The organism is Streptococcus sp. HMSC065E03, assembly GCF_001815045.1.
GTDB lineage: Bacteria > Bacillota > Bacilli > Lactobacillales > Streptococcaceae > Streptococcus > Streptococcus parasanguinis_AD.
The window spans coordinates 317,419-336,918 of sequence record NZ_KV818852.1 but is presented as its reverse complement, the minus strand read 5'-3'; the positions used below and the strand labels follow the sequence as shown (position 1 = coordinate 336,918).

At 44.3% G+C, this 19,500-nt stretch carries 17 protein-coding genes; 15 read left to right on the top strand and 2 right to left on the bottom strand.

Annotated elements, in window-relative coordinates; all coding sequences use genetic code 11:
• Window positions 1-31: 31 nt before the first annotated feature.
• Window positions 32-349, bottom strand: a complete 318-nt coding sequence (locus HMPREF3002_RS06175; RefSeq protein ID WP_070665618.1) for a hypothetical protein — start codon at window positions 347-349, stop codon at window positions 32-34.
• 278 nt (window positions 350-627) lie between these two features.
• Window positions 628-1,974, bottom strand: coding sequence for an NADP-specific glutamate dehydrogenase (gdhA, locus tag HMPREF3002_RS06170; protein ID WP_003004977.1), 1,347 nt, complete (start codon window positions 1,972-1,974; stop codon window positions 628-630).
• Between the two features lie 299 nt (window positions 1,975-2,273).
• Here gdhA and HMPREF3002_RS06165 point away from each other — a divergent pair, with 299 nt between their 5' ends.
• The 15 genes from HMPREF3002_RS06165 to HMPREF3002_RS06090 all read left to right on the top strand — a co-directional run bounded on the left by HMPREF3002_RS06165 (window position 2,274) and on the right by HMPREF3002_RS06090 (window position 19,408).
• Complete coding sequence (locus tag HMPREF3002_RS06165) at window positions 2,274-3,209, top strand: dihydroorotate oxidase (protein WP_049474144.1); 936 nt, start codon at window positions 2,274-2,276, stop codon at window positions 3,207-3,209.
• A 277-nt stretch (window positions 3,210-3,486) separates the two neighbouring features.
• Window positions 3,487-3,843: a hypothetical protein gene (locus HMPREF3002_RS06160; protein WP_061591443.1), complete on the top strand. Its 357-nt coding sequence runs from the start codon at window positions 3,487-3,489 to the stop codon at window positions 3,841-3,843.
• Between the two features lie 272 nt (window positions 3,844-4,115).
• On the top strand, window positions 4,116-5,051 hold the full coding sequence (msrB, locus tag HMPREF3002_RS06155; protein ID WP_070665616.1) for a peptide-methionine (R)-S-oxide reductase MsrB: 936 nt from the start codon (window positions 4,116-4,118) through the stop codon (window positions 5,049-5,051).
• Between the two features lie 431 nt (window positions 5,052-5,482).
• Window positions 5,483-6,826: a CapA family protein gene (locus HMPREF3002_RS06145; RefSeq protein ID WP_070665612.1), complete on the top strand. Its 1,344-nt coding sequence runs from the start codon at window positions 5,483-5,485 to the stop codon at window positions 6,824-6,826.
• Window positions 6,827-6,829: 3 nt separating this feature from the next.
• Window positions 6,830-8,494: a MutS-related protein gene (locus tag HMPREF3002_RS06140; protein ID WP_070665610.1), complete on the top strand. Its 1,665-nt coding sequence runs from the start codon at window positions 6,830-6,832 to the stop codon at window positions 8,492-8,494.
• Between the two features lie 23 nt (window positions 8,495-8,517).
• Window positions 8,518-9,234, top strand: coding sequence for a DUF554 domain-containing protein (locus HMPREF3002_RS06135; protein ID WP_070665607.1), 717 nt, complete (start codon window positions 8,518-8,520; stop codon window positions 9,232-9,234).
• Between the two features lie 310 nt (window positions 9,235-9,544).
• Window positions 9,545-10,123, top strand: a complete 579-nt coding sequence (locus HMPREF3002_RS06130) for an HD domain-containing protein (RefSeq protein WP_023919112.1) — start codon at window positions 9,545-9,547, stop codon at window positions 10,121-10,123.
• A 136-nt stretch (window positions 10,124-10,259) separates the two neighbouring features.
• Window positions 10,260-11,108, top strand: a complete 849-nt coding sequence (locus HMPREF3002_RS06125) for an HAD family hydrolase (protein WP_023919110.1) — start codon at window positions 10,260-10,262, stop codon at window positions 11,106-11,108.
• A complete protein-coding gene (locus HMPREF3002_RS06120) occupies window positions 11,109-11,741 on the top strand; it encodes an SGNH/GDSL hydrolase family protein (RefSeq protein WP_024055139.1) in 633 nt (210 codons plus the stop codon). It begins immediately after the preceding gene.
• Window positions 11,742-12,161: 420 nt separating this feature from the next.
• Entirely contained in the window at window positions 12,162-12,557 is a 396-nt protein-coding gene (locus HMPREF3002_RS06115) for a CopY/TcrY family copper transport repressor (RefSeq protein WP_049506522.1), read from the top strand.
• Window positions 12,558-12,575: 18 nt separating this feature from the next.
• Window positions 12,576-12,947 carry a cupredoxin domain-containing protein gene (locus HMPREF3002_RS06110; RefSeq protein ID WP_023919099.1) on the top strand — a complete coding sequence of 124 codons (372 nt, stop codon included), beginning with the start codon at window positions 12,576-12,578 and terminating at the stop codon, window positions 12,945-12,947.
• Between the two features lie 10 nt (window positions 12,948-12,957).
• Entirely contained in the window at window positions 12,958-15,180 is a 2,223-nt protein-coding gene (locus HMPREF3002_RS06105; RefSeq protein ID WP_070665605.1) for a heavy metal translocating P-type ATPase, read from the top strand.
• Window positions 15,181-15,528: 348 nt separating this feature from the next.
• On the top strand, window positions 15,529-17,304 hold the full coding sequence (gene spxB / locus HMPREF3002_RS06100) for a pyruvate oxidase (protein WP_070665603.1): 1,776 nt from the start codon (window positions 15,529-15,531) through the stop codon (window positions 17,302-17,304).
• 108 nt (window positions 17,305-17,412) lie between these two features.
• Window positions 17,413-17,760 carry a VOC family protein gene (locus tag HMPREF3002_RS06095; protein ID WP_003005063.1) on the top strand — a complete coding sequence of 116 codons (348 nt, stop codon included), beginning with the start codon at window positions 17,413-17,415 and terminating at the stop codon, window positions 17,758-17,760.
• A 208-nt stretch (window positions 17,761-17,968) separates the two neighbouring features.
• Window positions 17,969-19,408, top strand: a complete 1,440-nt coding sequence (locus HMPREF3002_RS06090) for a 6-phospho-beta-glucosidase (protein ID WP_070665600.1) — start codon at window positions 17,969-17,971, stop codon at window positions 19,406-19,408.
• The last annotated feature ends 92 nt before the right edge of the window (window positions 19,409-19,500 follow it).

The following is a 19,500-nucleotide window of genomic DNA, read 5'->3' as shown; positions in this document are numbered from 1 at the left end:
TCTAACGAATTACCGATTTCTGTCCCACTCTCTATTTTAAGTGGCAGTATTTGAAATCCAGCTTTTTAATTTGGTCCCAATTTTTTCGAGCTTCTGGTGGCAAGACGATGAGTTGCTTGCGCATCATAGTCGTGATTTCGAGATTTAAGGATTCGATCGGGAGGGCAATGGCTACGGAACTTTTTGCCCTCTGGATCTTGTCCATGCAATATTCAATATGATGGCAAGCTGCGCCGGTCTGTGATTGACGGCTAGATGCGATTTCTTGTCGCATATTGGAGAGTAATTGGACCAATTCAGACTTAAGGAATTTGATCGTATCTGATTTTTCTTGAGCTAAAAGAAACATAAGCACACCTCCTTTTGCTATAGTTTAATACTAATTTATTAAAAATGCAAGGGGGTAAAGTAAAAAAAATAAAATTTTTTTAGAAAAAGATACAGAAAAAGAGAGGGCTTACATCTCTCCACTACAGAAGGTCGAACCCCTTGTCTTAAAAATGGCTTTTCTCCCTTGGTCGGGTTGACTTGATAGAGGTCGGTAGCTACAAAAAAACTCCTGAAACATACTGGTTTCAGGAGTTGAGAGGCTTTGACCCGAAGGTCTCAAAGAAAAATATCGATTGATTATACAAGACCTTGTGCAATCATCGCGTTTGCGACATTTTCAAAGGCAGCGATGTTGGCACCTGCAAGGTAATCTTTACCAAGTCCGTAAGTTTCTGCAGTTGTTTTAGCAGTGTTGAAGATGTTGGTCATGATGTCTTTCAAACGTCCGTCCACTTCTTCGCGTGTCCATGAAAGACGTTGGCTGTTTTGGCTCATTTCAAGAGCAGATACAGCAACCCCACCAGCATTGGCTGCTTTAGCAGGTCCGTAAAGGATACCATTTTCTTTGTATACGTTGATGGCATCGATGTTACTTGGCATGTTTGCTCCTTCAGAGACAACTTTCACCCCTTGAGCGACCAAACGTTTAGCAGCATCGCCATCGATTTCATTTTGAGTTGCACATGGAAGAGCGATGTCATAGTTACCAGCATAAGTCCATACAGAACCTTCGTAGTATGTAGCAGTTGGTTTTTCAGCAGCGTATTCAGTCAAACGTGCACGACGTTTTTCTTTGACGTCTGTAAGAAGGTCGAAGTCAATACCGTTTTCGTCGATCACGTAACCGTTTGAGTCAGATACAGAGATAACAGTTGCACCAAGTTCAGTTGCTTTTTGAAGAGCGTATTGAGCAACGTTACCAGAACCTGAGATCACGACTTTCTTACCAGCAAAGCTGTCGCCGTTGGCTTTGAGCATTTCTTCCGTATAGTAAACCAAACCATAACCAGTTGCTTCTGGACGGATCAAGCTACCACCGAAACCAAGAGGTTTACCAGTCAAGACACCAGCATCAAATTGGCGAAGGCGTTTGTATTGACCATAAAGGTATCCGATTTCACGTCCACCAACCCCGATATCACCAGCTGGAACATCAAGAGAAGGACCGATGTGTTTTTGCAATTCAGTCATGAAGCTTTGGCAGAAACGCATTACTTCAGCGTCTGTTTTTCCTTTAGGATCGAAGTCAGATCCACCTTTACCACCACCGATAGGAAGACCAGTCAAGACGTTTTTGAAGATTTGTTCGAAACCGAGGAATTTCAAGATCCCTTGGTTAACAGTTGGGTGGAAACGAAGACCACCTTTGTAAGGACCTACAGCAGAGTTGAATTGAACACGGTAACCACGGTTTACTTGGATGTTTCCTTCACGGTCAACCCAAGGAACACGGAAAGAAATTACGCGTTCAGGTTCTGTAATACGAGCCAAGATGTTTTCTTCGATGTATTCAGGATGTTTTTCAAAAACAGGTTCCAAAGTGCTGAGGAACTCTTCAACAGCTTGAAGGAATTCAGCTTCATGGCCGTTACGAGCCTTTACAGTTTCGAAAGTGCTTTGGATATATTCTTTAGCAGTTGTCATGTTAATTCTCCTTTGTGAATGAAACGAAAACCAGCAAACCCGCTAGGGGAGTGGTTTTGAGACAGTTGACAAACAATGTCATGTTTTATTACATGGATCATTATAGCAGACTTTTTTTGGCTTGTAAAGAAAAAAGTTGAATTTTCTGAAAATTTTATCGCGACTAGGAAAGTCCGAATGTTTGGAAGAATTTTTAGCTTTGATAGTCCGGAAGCTTCCAAGTGATGGTATAATGAAAGAAGAAAATAGAGAGCATCCCGAACAATTCTGTTGGTGGTGTTTCAAAAAAGGAGTACAAGATGGTATCGACAAAAACGCAAATTGCTGGTTTTGAATTTGACAACTGCCTGATGAATGCGGCAGGTGTAGCCTGTATGACCACTGAGGAATTAGAAGAAGTGAAGAACTCAGCTGCGGGGACCTTTGTGACCAAGACAGCGACCTTAGAATTCCGTGCTGGTAATCCAGAGCCACGCTACCAAGATGTGCCGCTTGGTTCGATCAATTCAATGGGGCTACCTAACCAAGGGTTGGACTATTATTTGAATTACTTATTGGAGTTGCAAGAAACGGATCCAGACCGGACCTTCTTCTTATCTCTCGTCGGCATGTCTCCTGAAGAAACTCATACCATCTTGAAAAAGGTGCAAGATAGTGACTTTAAAGGCTTGACAGAGTTGAACCTATCTTGTCCCAATGTCCCTGGGAAACCTCAGATCGCCTATGATTTTGATACGACAGATCGGATCTTGTCTGAGGTCTTTGCCTATTTCACCAAACCTCTAGGCATCAAGTTGCCACCTTATTTTGATATCGTTCATTTTGATCAAGCAGCAGCGATCTTTAACAAATACCCGCTCAAGTTTGTCAATTGCGTCAATTCGATCGGAAATGGCCTCTACATCGAGGATGAATCCGTGGTGATTCGTCCTAAGAACGGATTTGGTGGGATTGGTGGAGAATACATCAAACCAACGGCTCTCGCCAATGTCCATGCCTTTTACCAACGTCTGAATCCAGAAATTCAGATTGTGGGGACAGGAGGTGTCTTGACCGGTCGCGATGCCTTTGAACATATCCTTTGTGGGGCTAGTATGGTGCAAATCGGCACGACGCTTCATAAAGAAGGAGTAGGAGCATTTGAACGCATCACTGCGGAGCTCAAAGCCATCATGGAAGAAAAAGGATACCAAAGCCTGGAAGACTTCCGTGGGAAATTGCACTACATTGACTAATCTTTCGAAAAGAACTTCCTCAAGTGGAAACTTGGGGAAGTTTTTTAAGAGAGTGGGACAGAAATCGGTAATTCGTTAGAATTCAATTTCGTCGTCCCTCCTTCGCACAGTTGAGTAGGGCTGTAAAAGCTGATGAAATCAGCGTAGTAGAGCCCATCAACCACTGCGTCTTGCTCGACAATCCAAAAATAATTGAGAGGCTAGGACTTTTGACCCAACCTCATTCTGTTCCTAGTTTTAGGAATTTTCCATTTTTATAGAGAGAAAAAGGTGTACAATGGAGGTGAAAAGGAAGGTGATTTCTATGGAAGAAAGGGATGTGATTCAAGAGGCAAGAACGACGATCACCCTTCTTCAAACAGCCTTTTCTAAGGGATTCACCCCCAGTCCAGATGCCCTTCGATTTCGAGAAAATCTAGATCAGATGTTGAAAGGTTTACGAAAGGCTAGGCGGGTAGACAATCGTCTGTTGATTGAGTTAGAAAAGTTTTATCAGACCGCCAGTCTATTGATTGGTCTGGTTGGGCTAGCTTTGAACGAAGAGGCCTTTCAAGCTTGGCGAGCTTATGATCACTGGCATTACGAGGTTGTGAAGCCTCAGTTACAGGTCTATGGACCGACGGTGCTTTTATAGTTGATGTGCCTAGAGTTTGTCTACAGATATTCATAGGAGGTGTTGGTCATGGTAGTCCTTCATGATTTTCTACATCAGTTAACCCTATCATTTTGGAACTTCTATTACTCGCTCTTTTTCTTATTTGAAAAATAAGAAGGATTGAATCCCTTTTACATATAGTAGAAGGGATTTTTGATGCAGAATCCTTGAAAATCTGAGGCTCATGGATTATGATGGAGCTAATAGTAAGAAGCGTTCCTTGTGGGGAATGCAGGAAGCGAGGAAAAAAGATGGCAGAGATTTATCTAGCAGGTGGCTGTTTTTGGGGCTTAGAGGAATATTTTTCACGGATCCTCGGTGTAGAAGAGACGACGGTGGGCTATGCCAATGGCCAGGTAGAAACGACCAATTACCAACTGATCAAGGAAACGGATCATGCAGAGACCGTTCAGGTCATCTACGATCCAAATAAAATCACCCTACGAGCGATTCTGCTCTACTATTTCCGGGTGATCGATCCCTTGTCCATTAACAAGCAGGGAAATGATCGAGGCCGCCAATATCGAACCGGTGTCTATTATACAAACGAGGCAGATCGTGAAGTGATCGCCCAAGTGTTTGCGGAAGAAGAGAAGCAACTAGGCCGCAAAATTGCGGTTGAGTTGGAACCCTTGCGCCACTATATCCTAGCTGAGGATTACCACCAAGACTACCTCAAGAAGAATCCTGGAGGCTATTGCCACATCGATGTGACGGATGCTGAGCAGCCCTTGATTGATCCAGCAGCCTATCAGAAGCCAGATCAGGAAACCTTAAAAGCGAAACTAACAGCAGAGCAGTACCAAGTCACTCAAGAAAGTGCGACGGAACGTCCTTTCCACAATGCCTATGATCAGACCTTTGAAGAGGGCATCTATGTGGATATTACGACTGGGGAGCCACTCTTTTTTGCCAAGGATAAGTTTGCATCTGGCTGTGGCTGGCCAAGTTTCTCCCGTCCCATTGCCAAAGATGTGGTCCACTATTACCAGGACCATAGCCATGGAATGGAGCGGATCGAAGTTCGTTCCCGCTCAGGCAATGCCCATCTCGGCCATGTCTTCACCGATGGACCCAAAGACCAAGGTGGCCTTCGCTATTGTATCAATTCGGCCTCTCTGCGCTTTATTCCAAAAGAGGACATGGAGCAAGAAGGTTATGGTTATTTGTTAAAAGCATTGAGATAAGAGGGCCTTTCTAGTAGATCGAAAAACGGAGTTTATGATGAAAAAAAGAAATTTGTGGCGAATGATTTTTACGCTTTCAGCTATGGTAACTCTGATTGGATTAGGATTTACTGCCTATAATCATTTTGTATTCCATCAACCTTTTATGAATCGGACGACAAAAGGGTTGCTTTCGGCCTTTTTCCTAAGTCTTGTCATGGTTGCAATCAGCTTGTCCAAATCAAATGATAAGAAGTGATGATCGATCAATTACATGAATCCATCAACTGTGCAGGAGCAGGACGATGAAGCGTTTCTAAACAATGGCGCTTCTGTCCTGCTCTCTTTTTTCTCTTCTTAAAAATTGTGATACAATGAAGAGAAAGTATTTCAATGACAGCTCAATTTGTTGGCGGATCATTGGAGAAACTAGGTACGAAGAAGAGGTAGGAATGTTAGAGAAGTGGGAGAGTGTGAAAGGGACCATCAAAACGATGGGGAAAGAGCTATCGGCGGCCTTTGATTGGGCTTTTGATCGTCTCTTTTCAAAGATTCAGCTGACCAATGAACAGTTTGTCTATGTGCTCTTGTCAGTCGTTTTTATCGTGGCTAATGCCATCTTGTGGGTACAAAAGTTTCAAGGCTTTCCGATCACCGCAACGGAACGGCCAGAGGTTGTGTACAAGGCAAAAACACCGGCTGATCAGATTCCTCATACAGCGCGGATCATGGCTAATGGAGATCAGCTCTATCATGATCTGGTCTATATGAGTGCACAAAAAGAAGATGGGACCTATGATTTTCATGAAAATTATGAGTATGTCAAACCCTGGCTACAAAAGGCGGATCTGGCCTTGGGTGATTTTGAGGGAACCATTGACCCGAATTACTATTTGTCAGGTTATCCCCTCTTTAATGCGCCAAGCGAAGTCGTACCAGCCATCAAGGATGCTGGTTATGATGTCATGGATTTGGGACACAACCACATCCTGGATTCAGGCCTAGAAGGGGTCTATTCGACAGCCAAGGCCTTTGAAGATGCAGGCATCACCCCTGTCGGTGTTTACACGCATGAAAAGAGAGGCCAGGCCCCCTTAGTGATCAAGGAAGTGAATGGCATCAAGATTGCTATTCTAGCCTACGCTTACGGCTTTAATGGAATGGAAACGACCCTTACTCCAGAAGAGCAGGCGAATGTTTTGTCTGACCTAGACGAAGAACGGATGAAGGCAGAGATCCAAAAGGCGGAGCAAGAGGCTGATATCACCATTGTTATGCCCCAGATGGGAGTTGAGTACCAGTTAGAGCCGACAGAAGAGCAAAAAGAGCTCTATCATAAAATGATTTCTTGGGGCGCTGATATCGTTTTTGGCGGACATCCCCATGTTGTAGAGCCTGCTGAAGTGGTCAATAAAGATGGTCAAAACAAGCTGATCATCTACTCGATGGGGAATTTTCTCTCCAATCAACGTCTGGAAACTATGGAAGGTATAGAGACTGCCCAATGGACAGAGCGTGGAGTTTTGATGGATGTGACCATCGAAAAGGTTGGTCGCAAGACACGGATTAAGACGGCTACTGCTCATCCAACCTGGGTCAGTCGGACTCCGAAGGGCACCTATTCTCCTGAAGGTTATGAGTTGTACAAGTACCAAACCTATATTTTGGAAGATTTTATCAAGGGTGGCAAATACCGCGATAAGCTAGATGAGGAGACCAAGGAGAGAGTGGACACGGCTTATCGAGAAATGAAGGAACGTGTTCACTTGGACTGGCCTCAGAGTGGAAAGGAATAGAGCATGGAAGGAAATGTGAACTGGATCCCGCTTGGGATCCTAGGATTGATAGTGGTGATTTGGGCAACCAAATTTCTTACAGCCATCCGCCTCAAGCAAAAGCTGAAGAAGGCTTGGGATGGGGCGCCTTTCTTTCGCAAGAAAGACACAGAAGAAAGTTTGATAGATAGTCTGGCTTATCCAGCTAAGGGAAGGACGATCGATAGCCAAGTGGATGATCAGACCTGGCATGATTTGGCTTTGGATGCGGTCTTTGATCAGCTCAACTATACCCAATCGAGCCTTGGAGCAGAGGCTCTCTATCAAAAAATGCGCCTGCTGGAATTCCAGCCTCAGGACCAGCTTCATGACTTAGAAGCCTTCTTTGAAGAGCATCCTGATTTGCGCCTCAAGGTCCAGGTCATTTTCAACCAACTGGGCAAGAAGAACCACAACATGGCGCGGAGCATTGTTGCAAATCCCGGCAAGCATTATGCAGGTTTACCCCTCTATCTAGCCTTGGCCTGTCTTCCTATTGTCTGTCTCTTTGCCATCCCCTTTGAGCCAGTCGGTGCCATTACCCTCTTGGTTATCAGTGTGGTCTTTAATATTGTCTTTTCGAGTTTGCGCAATTGGTCCAATAAAATCCGTCTGGACAATGTTAGCTATTTGGTCCGCATCTTTGCTTCGGCAGAACGCTTGAGCCATCTAGCCTTGCCACAACAAGAAGAATTGAAGCAAGCGGTCAAACCCTTTAAGAAAACGCGGATCCTTGCCAGTGTCTTGCAGAGTCCAACGGGGACTTCGGAAATGGAAATTATTCTCCTCTACCTCAACGTCCTCTTTTTACTCCCGCAGATCGCTCAGGTTTATATTTACAATCAGGTGAAGGCTCATCAAAAAGAGGCCCAGAAGCTTCTGGATCTCCTTGGAGAGATGGAAGTCGCCATTAGTCTCTTGCGCCATAAGCGGGATCTAGAAGTGGTCTGCCAGCCGGTCTTTATGGAGACAGGTGGCATTGAGGGCGAGACGCTCTATCATCCCTTGCTGTCCAATCCGATTGCGAATGATGTGCATTTTCAGAAAAATATGGTCATCAGTGGGGACAATGCCTCCGGGAAATCGACCTACCTTAAAACTGTCGCCATCAATGCCATTCTGGCTCAAGGATCAGGCTTTGCCTATGGAGAAAAATTAGCCCTTCCCTATGGTCATGTGCTAACGGCTATGGATGTGAGCGATGACATTGAAGTTGGAGATAGTTACTTCATCACTGAAAGTAAAGCTATTTTACGTATGATTCAGCATCTGAAGAAGTCTGGCTTTCACTACTTCTTTATTGACGAGCTCTTTAAGGGGACCAATACCATCGAGCGGATCGGATCAGGTCTTGGGATTGTCCGCTGGTTGGCTGCCCAAAACTGCCTCTACATGATTTCCAGTCACGATATTGAGCTGGTCGCAGCCTCCGGTGAAGTAAATGATAATTACCATTTTGACAGTCGCTATGTGGATGGCAAGATCGTCTTTGACTACCAGATCAAGCCAGGGTCAGCGGTGACCAAAAATGCGGTCAATACTCTAGAAAGCTTGCATTATCCAGAGGAGATTACGCAAACAGCCAAGGACTTGATTGACCAGTATGAAGAGACGGGACACTGGTCTTTGAAAGAAATTGAAAAAGAATGAAAAACGAACGAAGGAGTTTGTAAATGATCGGTTTAGGGACCTTTTATAATGCCTTAGGAGTTGTATTTGGTGGGCTTTTAGGACTGCTCATCGGTCAACGTTTATCAGAAGATTTTCATGAGACCCTTCTGAAAGTGACAGGAGTTGCTGTTTTTGTCTTGGGTATTGCAGGGTCCTTGGAAAAGATGCTGGTGGTGCATGGAAGTCATGTGGAGAGTCACGGCAGTATGATGTTGATTCTGAGTCTAGTAATCGGGACCGTTATCGGGGAACTCTTGAAGATTGAGGAGGGTTTTGAGCGACTGGGAACCTGGCTGAAGGAAAAGACGGGCAACCAAGGCGATTCCAGCTTTGTCGATGCCTTTATGACCACGGCCTTGACCATTTGTATCGGGGCTATGGCGGTAGTCGGAGCAGTCCAGGATGGCTTGACAGGTGACACCTCGACCTTGTTGGCTAAGGCTATTCTGGATATGGTCATCGTTCTAGTCTTGACCGTTTCAAAAGGAAAGGGCGCAATCTTTGCGGTGGTACCACTCGTGATCCTTCAAGGTTTGATCACGCTGTTGGCTCATTTGATCGCACCGATCATGACTCCACAAGCCCTTTCGAATCTGTCACTAGTTGGCTCCAGCCTCATTCTCTGTGTAGGGATCAATCTCATCTGGGGTAAACGGATCAAGGTCGCCAATCTCCTTCCAGCAGTGCTGATTGCCATTATTTGGGCTTTTGTTGGGTGAAAAATAGAAGCTAAGCAGTAGTTTCAGATTTAAGACAAAGTCATATTAAAAACTTTCCTTAGGTGAGTACGGACGTCAGCGAACTTCGAAGAAGTTCCATGACTAATTATTGAGCCTAAGGTCTCAATAATTCCGAGTGCCTGAAACGTTATTGTTTCAGGCACTTTTCTCACAACGGAAAGTTTCTAAGATGATTTTGTATCCAATCTGAATTATTTTCCTTTTCTTTTGCAAATACGGGAATTCATTTATGGAAAACCTGATTTTTGGTATGATAGTCGTAATTTCGAATAGGGAGGTTGGAGTCGCCATGAGTGATTTGAATCAGACAGTTGAATTTATTAAAGAAATAGAGAAATTGAAGTCAGTAACAAGGTTTAATAGAACTCTTGATGGACGGTTTGAAAATAGTGCCGAGCATTCTTGGCAGGGTGCGATAGCTGCGATGGTTCTGCAAGATTATTATCCTGAAAAATTGAATATGGAAAAGGTGATTTCTATGTTACTGATCCATGATTTAGGTGAGATTTATGCCGGAGATACTTGGGTGTTTGATGATGAAAAAAAGCTTCATGCTCATGATAGAGAGCTAGCATCTATAGAAAAAACAATGAGCCTTCTTCCAGAAGTAACATATGTGAGTATGAAAAATTCGTGGTTGGAGTTTGAAAAAGAGCAGAGTCCTGAGGCAAGATATGCAAGAGTGATTGACGCATTGGTACCACTGATCAATCACTTGGAAGTGTCAGAAGTCGATTATAATCCCGATCATATCCGTTCAGAGATGGTATTAGAAAAGAAAAAGTTCATAAAAAGTGAATCCAAAGAGTTGTGGAAACTGACGGAAGAGTTAATTCAGGAAAGTGTGGAGAAGGGCTTATATTCATAAGATCCCTTGGCCATCAGTAGCAACCTTCAGCCCAAGAGGAAGCCACCTGTTTTCGCGGGTGGTTTTGACTTGCTTGATCTGTGGTATAATGGAACCAGATAATTTACACCCTTTGAAAGGGAAAAGGTTAGATTGTATGATTAAGTTGATTGCTACAGATATGGATGGAACCTTATTAGATGAGCGAGGAGAGGTGGATCTTCCGCGTCTGGAAAGGCTTTTGGACCACTTGGATCAAAAAGGGATTCGCTTTGTCATTGCGACGGGAAATGAAATCCATCGCATGCGCCAGCTCTTGGGTCCTTTGGTCAAGCGGGTGACTCTGGTCGTAGCCAACGGAGCTCGGATTTTTGAGGATGACCAGATGATTCTAGGAAAATTCTGGGATCGAGAACTAGTAGAGGCGGTTCTTGCTTTTTTTAAGGGGCGGGAAATTTCAGACCAGCTGGTTGTGTCAGCAGTTAATGGTGGCTTTGTCAAGGAAGGCACGTTCTTTACAGAAGTTGAGAAATTCATGCAGCCGGAAGTGATTGAAGCCTTGTACAAGCGGATGAAGTTTGTCCCCGAATTGACAGCAGATCTATTTGATCAGGTGCTTAAAATGAGCTTGGTTGTTGGCTTGGATCGTCTCGATCAAGTGCGTCGGGAAGTCCAGCAGGCTTTTGGAGATCAGCTCATGGCGGTTTCGAGCGGTTTTGGCAGCATGGATCTCTTACAAGCAGGCATTCACAAGGCTTGGGGTCTGGCTCAATTAATGGAGATGTGGCAGCTTGATGCCAGCCAGGTCATGGCCTTTGGGGATAGTGGAAACGACATCGAAATGCTTGAAATGGCAGGTCATTCCTATGCTGTGGCTAATGCAGAAGAAGCTGTCAAAGCTGTTGCCAAACATCTAGCACCGAGTCATCAGGAAGGTGGTGTCTACCAGGTGATCGAAGAGTATCTAGGATTGACCCCCTGGGAACAAGTGAAAGGAAAGAAGTAGATGGCAGTACAACTGTTAGAAGACTGGCTCTTAAAGGAGCAGGAGAAAATCATAACAACCTATCGGGAGCTCAATCAAGCCCCTCTGAAAGAGCCTGGTTTGATCTTTATCGGAGACTCCATCGTAGAGTATTTTCCCATTCATGAACTATTACAAAGTCCCAAGCACATGGTCAATCGAGGAGTGCGAGGCTATAAGACGGGTCTTCTTCGTGAGCATCTAGACGCCCATGTCTTTGGAACGGCGGTGGATCAGATCTTTCTCTTGATCGGGACCAATGATATCGGAAAAGAAATTCCTCAAAAGGAAACCTTAGACAATGTAGAAGCGGTCTTACAAGCAATTATGAGGGACTTTCCGCTGACCCACATCAACCTGATCTCGGTTTTACCGGTGAGTCAAGAAGAGCGCTACAAACAAAAGGTCTATGTGCGGACCAATGAAAAAATTCAGGCCCTCAACCAGGCCTATCGCGAATTGGCCCAGGCCTACCACCAGGTCAGCTATATTGATGTGTATTCGTCTTTATTGGATGAAAAGAGGCAGTTGGCAGAAGCCTATACGACAGATGGCCTCCATTTAAATGTAGCCGGTTACCGCATCCTAGCCCAAGCTCTGCAGGAGACATTATAGAGACAAAAATAGGAGCGAAAAAAGCCCAATCAGACAAATCTTCAAAGAAAAATTTCAGATCGAAGATAAAGTCTTCTTAAAAACTTTCCTTAGGTGAGTACGGACGTCAGCGAACTTCTTTGAAGTTCCATGACTTAGTTTTGGACCTAAGGTTCCAAAACTCCCGAGTGCTAGAAACAATAGTGTTTCTAGCACTTTTCTCACGGCGGAAAGTTTCAGGAAATATTTGAATGGTTCTTATAATTGATATCAATTCTATTTCTTTTTAGATTTCCTTAGATGATTTTTTGTAAAAACAGATTGTCACCCTTCCTCTATTTCCAAGAGGAAAATTTTTTGTCTTTTTGGTTGACAAATGTAAATCTTAGGAGTAGAATAACATCATAAGATTTACAAATGTAGATTTAGAAAGGAGAGGCCATGCAAATTTCCAATGCGGAATGGCGCATCATGAAAATTATCTGGATGGAAGGCAAGCAGACCAGCAGGGATTTGATCGCCGTCTTGTCCGAGCGCTTTGACTGGTCGAAGTCGACCATCAAGACCCTCTTGACGCGCTTGGTTGAAAAGGGCTGTCTGACCAGAGAAAAATCTGGCAAAGCCTTTGTCTACTCGGCTTTGTTGAAGCAGGACCAGAGTTTAGACTTGGTGGTTGAGGAGGTGAAAGACAAGGTTTGCTCAAAAAGAATTGTCCAGGTGCTTGAAAACTTGATTCAGGAGAGTGACTTTACGCTTGCAGATCTTAATCAGCTGCAGCAGGTCCTGGAAGAAAAGAAAGCAGAGGCTGTCGAAACAGTCCCTTGCAATTGTATGTAATAGAAAGAAGGAATTTCAATGTTTGGATTGTTAATTAGTATTGTTTGTTTACTTGGGGTTGCTTTTATTGCTTGGTGGTTCTTTGCAGAGCATGAAAAGGTAAGCGACCACGCTCGTCAGAAATCAGGTTATCAAGAAATTGAAGTCGAAGTCATGGGGGGCTATTCGCCTGAAACCATTGTCCTGAAAAAGAATGTTCCAGCCCGGATCATCTTTAATCGCAAGGATCCATCTTCATGTCTGGATCAAGTGATCTTTCCAGACTTTGGGGTGCATGAAGCTTTGCCTTTGGGTGAAAAACATGTCATTGAAATTACGCCAGAAAAAGCGGGCGAATATGGTTATTCATGTGGTATGAACATGATGCATGGTCACATGATTGTGGAATAAAGGAGTAGGTATGGCAGAAAAACAAAAAGCAGTTGTGGAAAACGGAGTGCAAAAGATCCGTATTACAGCAGAAAAGGGCTATAGTCCCAAAGAATTTCAACTTCAAAAAGGGATTCCTGCTGAAATCACCTTCCATCGGGTCAATCCATCCGGCTGTTACAAGGAGATTTTGTTTGAAGATCAGGGAATTTTAGAACCTTTGGAAGTTGGTGTGGATAAGGTCATTTCCTTTACCCCAACAGAAACAGGGGACTTTGAGTTCTCTTGTGGAATGAAGATGCAAAAGGGTTCCTACACGGTTGTGGAAAAACGCCGTCGTGTCTTGAGTTTGCTGGATCGTTTTTGGATCACCAGTATCTTCACCTTGCCGTTATTGATCTTGATGATTGGGATGGTAGCAGGTTTTGTGTCGCATCCAGTTAGTCACTGGGGGACCTTTATCGCGACAACGCCGATTATGCTAGTGGCAGGTGTGCCGTTTATCAAGAGTGCCTGGGCCTCATTTAAGAAGCACCATTCCAATATGGATACCTTGGTAGCTCTTGGAACCCTGGTAGCCTATGTCTATAGTGTATTTGCCCTTTTTACTGGTCAGCCAGTATACTTTGAGGCTGCGGGTTTTATCATCTTCTTTATCCTCTTAGGGCAAATCTTTGAGGAACGGATGCGTAACAATGCCTCCGAGGCTGTGGAAAAGTTGTTGGATTTGCAGGCAAAAACGGCTCAAGTTCTCCGTGATGGGAACTATGTCGAGGTGGCGGCAGAAGATATCCAAATTGATGACTTGATTCGGGTCCGTCCTGGGGAAAAGATCGCGGTTGATGGGACGATTGTAGAAGGAAGTACGACCATTGATGAGTCGATGGTGACAGGTGAAAGCTTGCCTGTGGAAAAATCAGTTGGTGATGCAGTTATCGGCTCCACTATCAACAGCAATGGGACCATTCTCTTTAAGGCTGAAAAAGTCGGTAGTGAGACCCTCTTATCTCAAATTGTGGACTTTGTCAAAATGGCCCAATCCAGTCGTGCTCCTATTCAAGATTTGACGGATAAGATTTCAGGTATCTTTGTTCCAGTGGTGACGATTTTGGCCATTGCGACTTTCTGGGTTTGGTCCGTGCTTCTGGGTGCGTCGCTTCAAGAGGCCATGCTCTACGCAGTCTCTGTCCTCATTATTGCCTGTCCTTGTGCCCTTGGTTTAGCAACCCCAACAGCTCTGATGGTCGGAACCGGCCGTAGTGCCAAGATGGGGGTTCTGATTAAAAATGGAACAGTTCTTCAAGAAGTGCAAAAGATTCAAACCGTTGTGTTTGATAAGACAGGGACTATTACCATTGGCCAACCACTTGTAACCGATGTTGTAGGAGATGAAGCGCGTGTCTTGACACTGGCTGCTAGTCTTGAAACTTTTTCAGAACATCCCCTAGCGCAAGCGGTTTTATCACGAGCAGAAGAAAAAGGTTTGGTGCTAACCCCTGTGGAAAACTTCCAAGCGATTGAAGGAAAAGGGGTCCAAGGTCAGATCGACCAGCAGTTGGTGACCTTGGGAAATGGCAAACTTCATGACGGGACAGCGATGGATCCGGAGCTTGAAAAACGGATGGTAGAGTTGCAAGAGCAGGCCAAAACAGTGATCAGTTTGTCTGTGGATGGGCAAGTGATTGGCTTGATTGCCATTCAAGATGCTCCGAAGGCCAGCTCAAAAGAAGCGATCAAAAAGCTCAAAGAACGGGGCTTGAAAACGGTCATGTTAACAGGGGATAATGAACGGGTGGCCCAAGCTATTGCTAAGCAAGTGGGAATTGACACCGTGATTGCTGATGTCCTTCCTCAAGAAAAAGCCAGCGCCATCCAAAAACTGCAAGAAAGTAGTAAGGTAGCCTTTGTTGGAGATGGGATCAATGATGCTCCAGCTCTCTCGATCGCGGATGTGGGGATCGCTATGGGATCTGGAACGGATATTGCGATCGAGTCCGGTGGCATCGTGCTCACGCAAAATGATTTGCTTGGCGTTGTGCGCGCCTTTGACATGAGTCAAAAGACCTTCCGCCGGATCTTGCTCAATCTATTCTGGGCCTCTATCTACAATATCCTTGGGATTCCAATTGCTGCTGGAGTCTTTGTAGGACTGGGATTGACCCTCAATCCAGAACTAGCAGGTCTTGCCATGGCCCTTAGTTCTTTGTCTGTTTTGACTAGCTCTCTGCTCCTCAATGTCGCGAAGATTGATTAAAGAAAATAAGAAGTGGTACAGAATTCTGTATCACTCTTTTTCTCTTTTTCCTAGAACGACAAGGAAAAGGGATAGGTATAAAACTATAGTAAAATACCCTATTGTAGGATAGTTTGTGAAAATTTCTCAAAAAGAGGATCTGTTATGGAATAGGGATTGAGCATCTCTGAGCAGATCCTTATACATGTGAATCTCTTTGTGATAAATTAATACTGTAATCGTTTTGTAAATCGTTTTCATGAGAAAAGTCAGAAAAAACTCATTTTCAAGGCGAGATGATCGCAAAGATGAAGTAGAAGCGCTATGCTGCATTTTAAGGGATCAAAATAGAATTAAAGGAGAGTTAGAATGACTCAAGGGAAAATTACTGCATCTGCAGCAATGCTTAATGTATTGAAAACATGGGGTGTAGATACGATCTACGGTATCCCATCTGGAACACTTAGCTCACTGATGGACGCTTTGGCTGAAGACAAAGATATCCGTTTCTTGCAAGTTCGTCACGAAGAAACTGGTGCTCTTGCAGCGGTTATGCAAGCTAAATTTGGTGGCTCTATCGGGGTTGCAGTTGGTTCAGGTGGACCTGGTGCAACTCACTTGATCAACGGTGTTTACGATGCAGCTATGGATAACACTCCATTCCTTGCTATCCTTGGATCACGTCCAGTTAACGAATTGAACATGGATGCCTTCCAAGAATTGAACCAAAACCCAATGTACAACGGTATCGCTGTTTACAACAAACGTGTAGCTTACGCAGAGCAATTGCCAAAAGTGATTGACGAAGCTTGCCGTGCTGCCGTTTCTAAAAAAGGTCCAGCTGTCGTTGAAATTCCAGTAAACTTTGGTTTCCAAGAAATCGACGAAAACTCATACTATGGATCAGGTTCATACGAGCGTTCATTCATCGCTCCTGCTTTGAACGAAGTTGAAATCGACAAAGCGGTTGAAATCTTGAACAATGCTGAACGTCCAGTGATCTACGCTGGTTACGGTGGTGTGAAAGCTGGTGAAGTAATCACTGAATTGTCACGTAAAATCAAAGCACCAATCATCACAACTGGTAAAAACTTCGAAGCGTTCGAATGGAACTACGAAGGTTTGACAGGTTCTGCTTACCGTGTTGGTTGGAAACCAGCCAACGAAGTGGTCTTTGAAGCAGACACAGTTCTTTTCCTTGGTTCAAACTTCCCATTTGCTGAAGTTTACGAAGCATTCAAAAACACTGAAAAATTCATCCAAGTGGATATCGACCCTTACAAACTTGGGAAACGTCACGCCCTTGACGCTTCAATCCTTGGTGATGCAGGTCAAGCAGCTAAAGCTATCCTTGATAAAGTAAACCCAGTTGAGTCTACTCCATGGTGGCGTGCAAACGTGAAGAACAACCAAAACTGGCGCGATTACATGAACAAACTCGAAGGTAAAACTGAGGGTGAATTGCAATTGTATCAAGTTTACAATGCAATCAACAAACATGCTGATCAAGACGCTATCTACTCAATCGACGTAGGTGACACTACTCAAACATCTACTCGTCACCTTCACATGACACCTAAGAACATGTGGCGTACATCTCCACTCTTTGCGACAATGGGTATTGCCCTTCCTGGTGGTATCGCTGCTAAGAAAGATAATCCAGATCGCCAAGTATGGAACATCATGGGTGACGGTGCATTCAACATGTGCTACCCAGACGTGATCACAAACGTTCAATACGACCTTCCAGTTATCAACGTTGTCTTCTCAAATGGTAAATATGCCTTCATCAAGGACAAATACGAAGACACAAACAAACACTTGTTTGGTTGTGACTTCCCTAATGCTGACTATGCGAAAATCGCTGAAGCGCAAGGAGCTATTGGATTTACAGTTGATCGTATCGAAGACATCGATGCAGTTGTTGCAGAAGCTGTTAAATTGAACAAAGAAGGTAAAACTGTTGTGATCGATGCTCGCATCACTCCACATCGTCCACTTCCAGTAGAAGTACTTGAATTGGATCCAAAACTATACTCAGAAGAAGCCATCAAAGCCTTCAAGGAAAAATACGAAGCTGAAGAGCTTGTACCATTCCGCCTCTTCTTGGAAGAAGAAGGATTGCAATCACGCGCAATTAAATAATTCCTCTCGCCGAAAATCAAAAGTAAACAGTGTAGATTTTATGCATTGATTTTCTTAGAGGGAAACTTAAAAGATCGGAGCAATCCGGTCTTTTTATGGAGATAGTAAATGAATTTAAATCAAATAGATATCATCGTTTCAAATGTTCCCCAAGTCTGTGCTGACTTGGAGCATATCTTGGATAAAAAGGCAGATTATGCTGATGATAGTTTTGCTCAGTTCACGATTGGCAGTCATTGTCTAATGTTATCCCAAAATCATTTGATTCCTTTGGAAGATTTTCAGTCAGGAATCATTCTTCATATCGAGGTTGAGGATCTAAATCAGAACTACCAACGGTTGAAAGATCTTGGTATCCAGGTTTTAAACGGACCAGCTGTAACAGATTGGGGAACAGAAAGTCTGCTAGTTGAAGGCCCTGCCGGTCTAGTCATTGATTTTTATCGTATGAAATAGGATGCTTAGTCATTTGAAGTTAACCATAATTATTCTTAAAACAGAATATGAGAATATGAACTATTAAAAGATCGGAGTCATCCGATCTTTTTGTGTTGCATGAAAGCGATAGTTACCTTAGAATAGGTTCGGTTTTTCCTAGGATCTTGTAAGACTTTTGGGTTAGAGAGGGGTATAATAGAACTATCCAATCAAGTGAGGTAAAGTGATGACCGACAAACTTCAATTTCCAGATGGTTTCCTTTGGGGTGGTGCGACGGCTGCTAACCAGTGTGAGGGAGCTTATAATAAAGATGGCCGTGGCTTGGCCAATGTGGATGTGGTACCGATTGGGCCTGATCGTCATGCGATTATTACGGGTCAGAAAAAGATGTTTGACTTTGAAGAGGGCTATTTTTACCCGGCTAAAGATGGCATTGATATGTACCATCGCTACAAGGAAGACATTGCCCTCTTTGGGGAAATGGGCTTTAAAACCTATCGCTTGTCCATTGCCTGGTCTCGGATCTTCCCAAAAGGGGATGAACTGGAGCCGAATGAAGCGGGTCTACAGTTCTATGAAGACCTCTTTAAGGAGTGCCACAAGTATGGTATTGAACCCTTGGTGACCATTACCCACTTTGACTGCCCCATGCATTTGATTACAGAGTATGGAGGGTGGCGTAGTCGCAAGATGTTGGAATGTTATGAACGTCTCTGCCGAACCCTCTTCACTCGCTATAAGGGATTGGTCAACTACTGGCTGACCTTCAATGAAATCAATATGATCCTTCATGCGCCTTTTATGGGAGCGGGGCTCTGCTTTGAAGAAGGGGAGAATGAAGAGCAAGTCAAATACCAGGCAGCTCACCATGAGTTGGTTGCTTCAGCCATTGCCACCAAGCTAGCCCATGAGATTGATCCGAACAATAAGGTGGGCTGTATGCTAGCAGCAGGGCAAAACTATCCGCATACCTGTGCTCCACGAGATGTCTGGGCTGGTCTAGAAGAAGACCGCAAGAACTATTTCTTCATCGATGTGCAAGCGCGTGGGGAATACCCTAACTATGCCAAGAAAGAGTGGGAGCGTCAGGGAATCACGGTTGAGATGACGGAGCAGGACCTGCAATTGTTGAAAGACCATACAGTGGACTTTATTTCCTTCTCCTACTATGCCAGTCGAGTCGCTTCAGGGGATCCAGCTGAAAGGGAGAAAACAGCGGGCAATATCTTTGCCTCTCTGAAGAACCCCTACCTAGAAAGTTCAGAATGGGGTTGGCAGATTGACCCTCTTGGTCTCCGCATTACGCTGAACACCATCTGGGATCGTTATCAAAAACCCCTGTTTATTGTAGAAAATGGACTAGGCGCTGTTGATACCCCAAATGAAGACGGGGAGATTGAGGATGACTACCGGATTGACTACCTGGCTGCTCACATCAAGGCCATGCGGGATGCCATTAACGAAGATGGCGTTGTCCTCTGGGGCTATACAACTTGGGGATGTATTGACCTGGTCTCTGCCGGGACAGGAGAAATGAAGAAGCGCTACGGTTTTATCTATGTTGACCGGGACAACGAAGGCAAGGGAAGCTTGGAGCGCTCACGTAAGAAATCCTTCTATTGGTACAAAGAAGTCATTGCGACCAATGGGGCTTCTGTTGAATAAAAGTTTTCGGTACTTGCTGGCCGACTCTCTCCTATAAACGAAAAAGCTTAGAATCCCAATTTCAAGCTGGGGTCCTAAGCTTTTTGTATGTA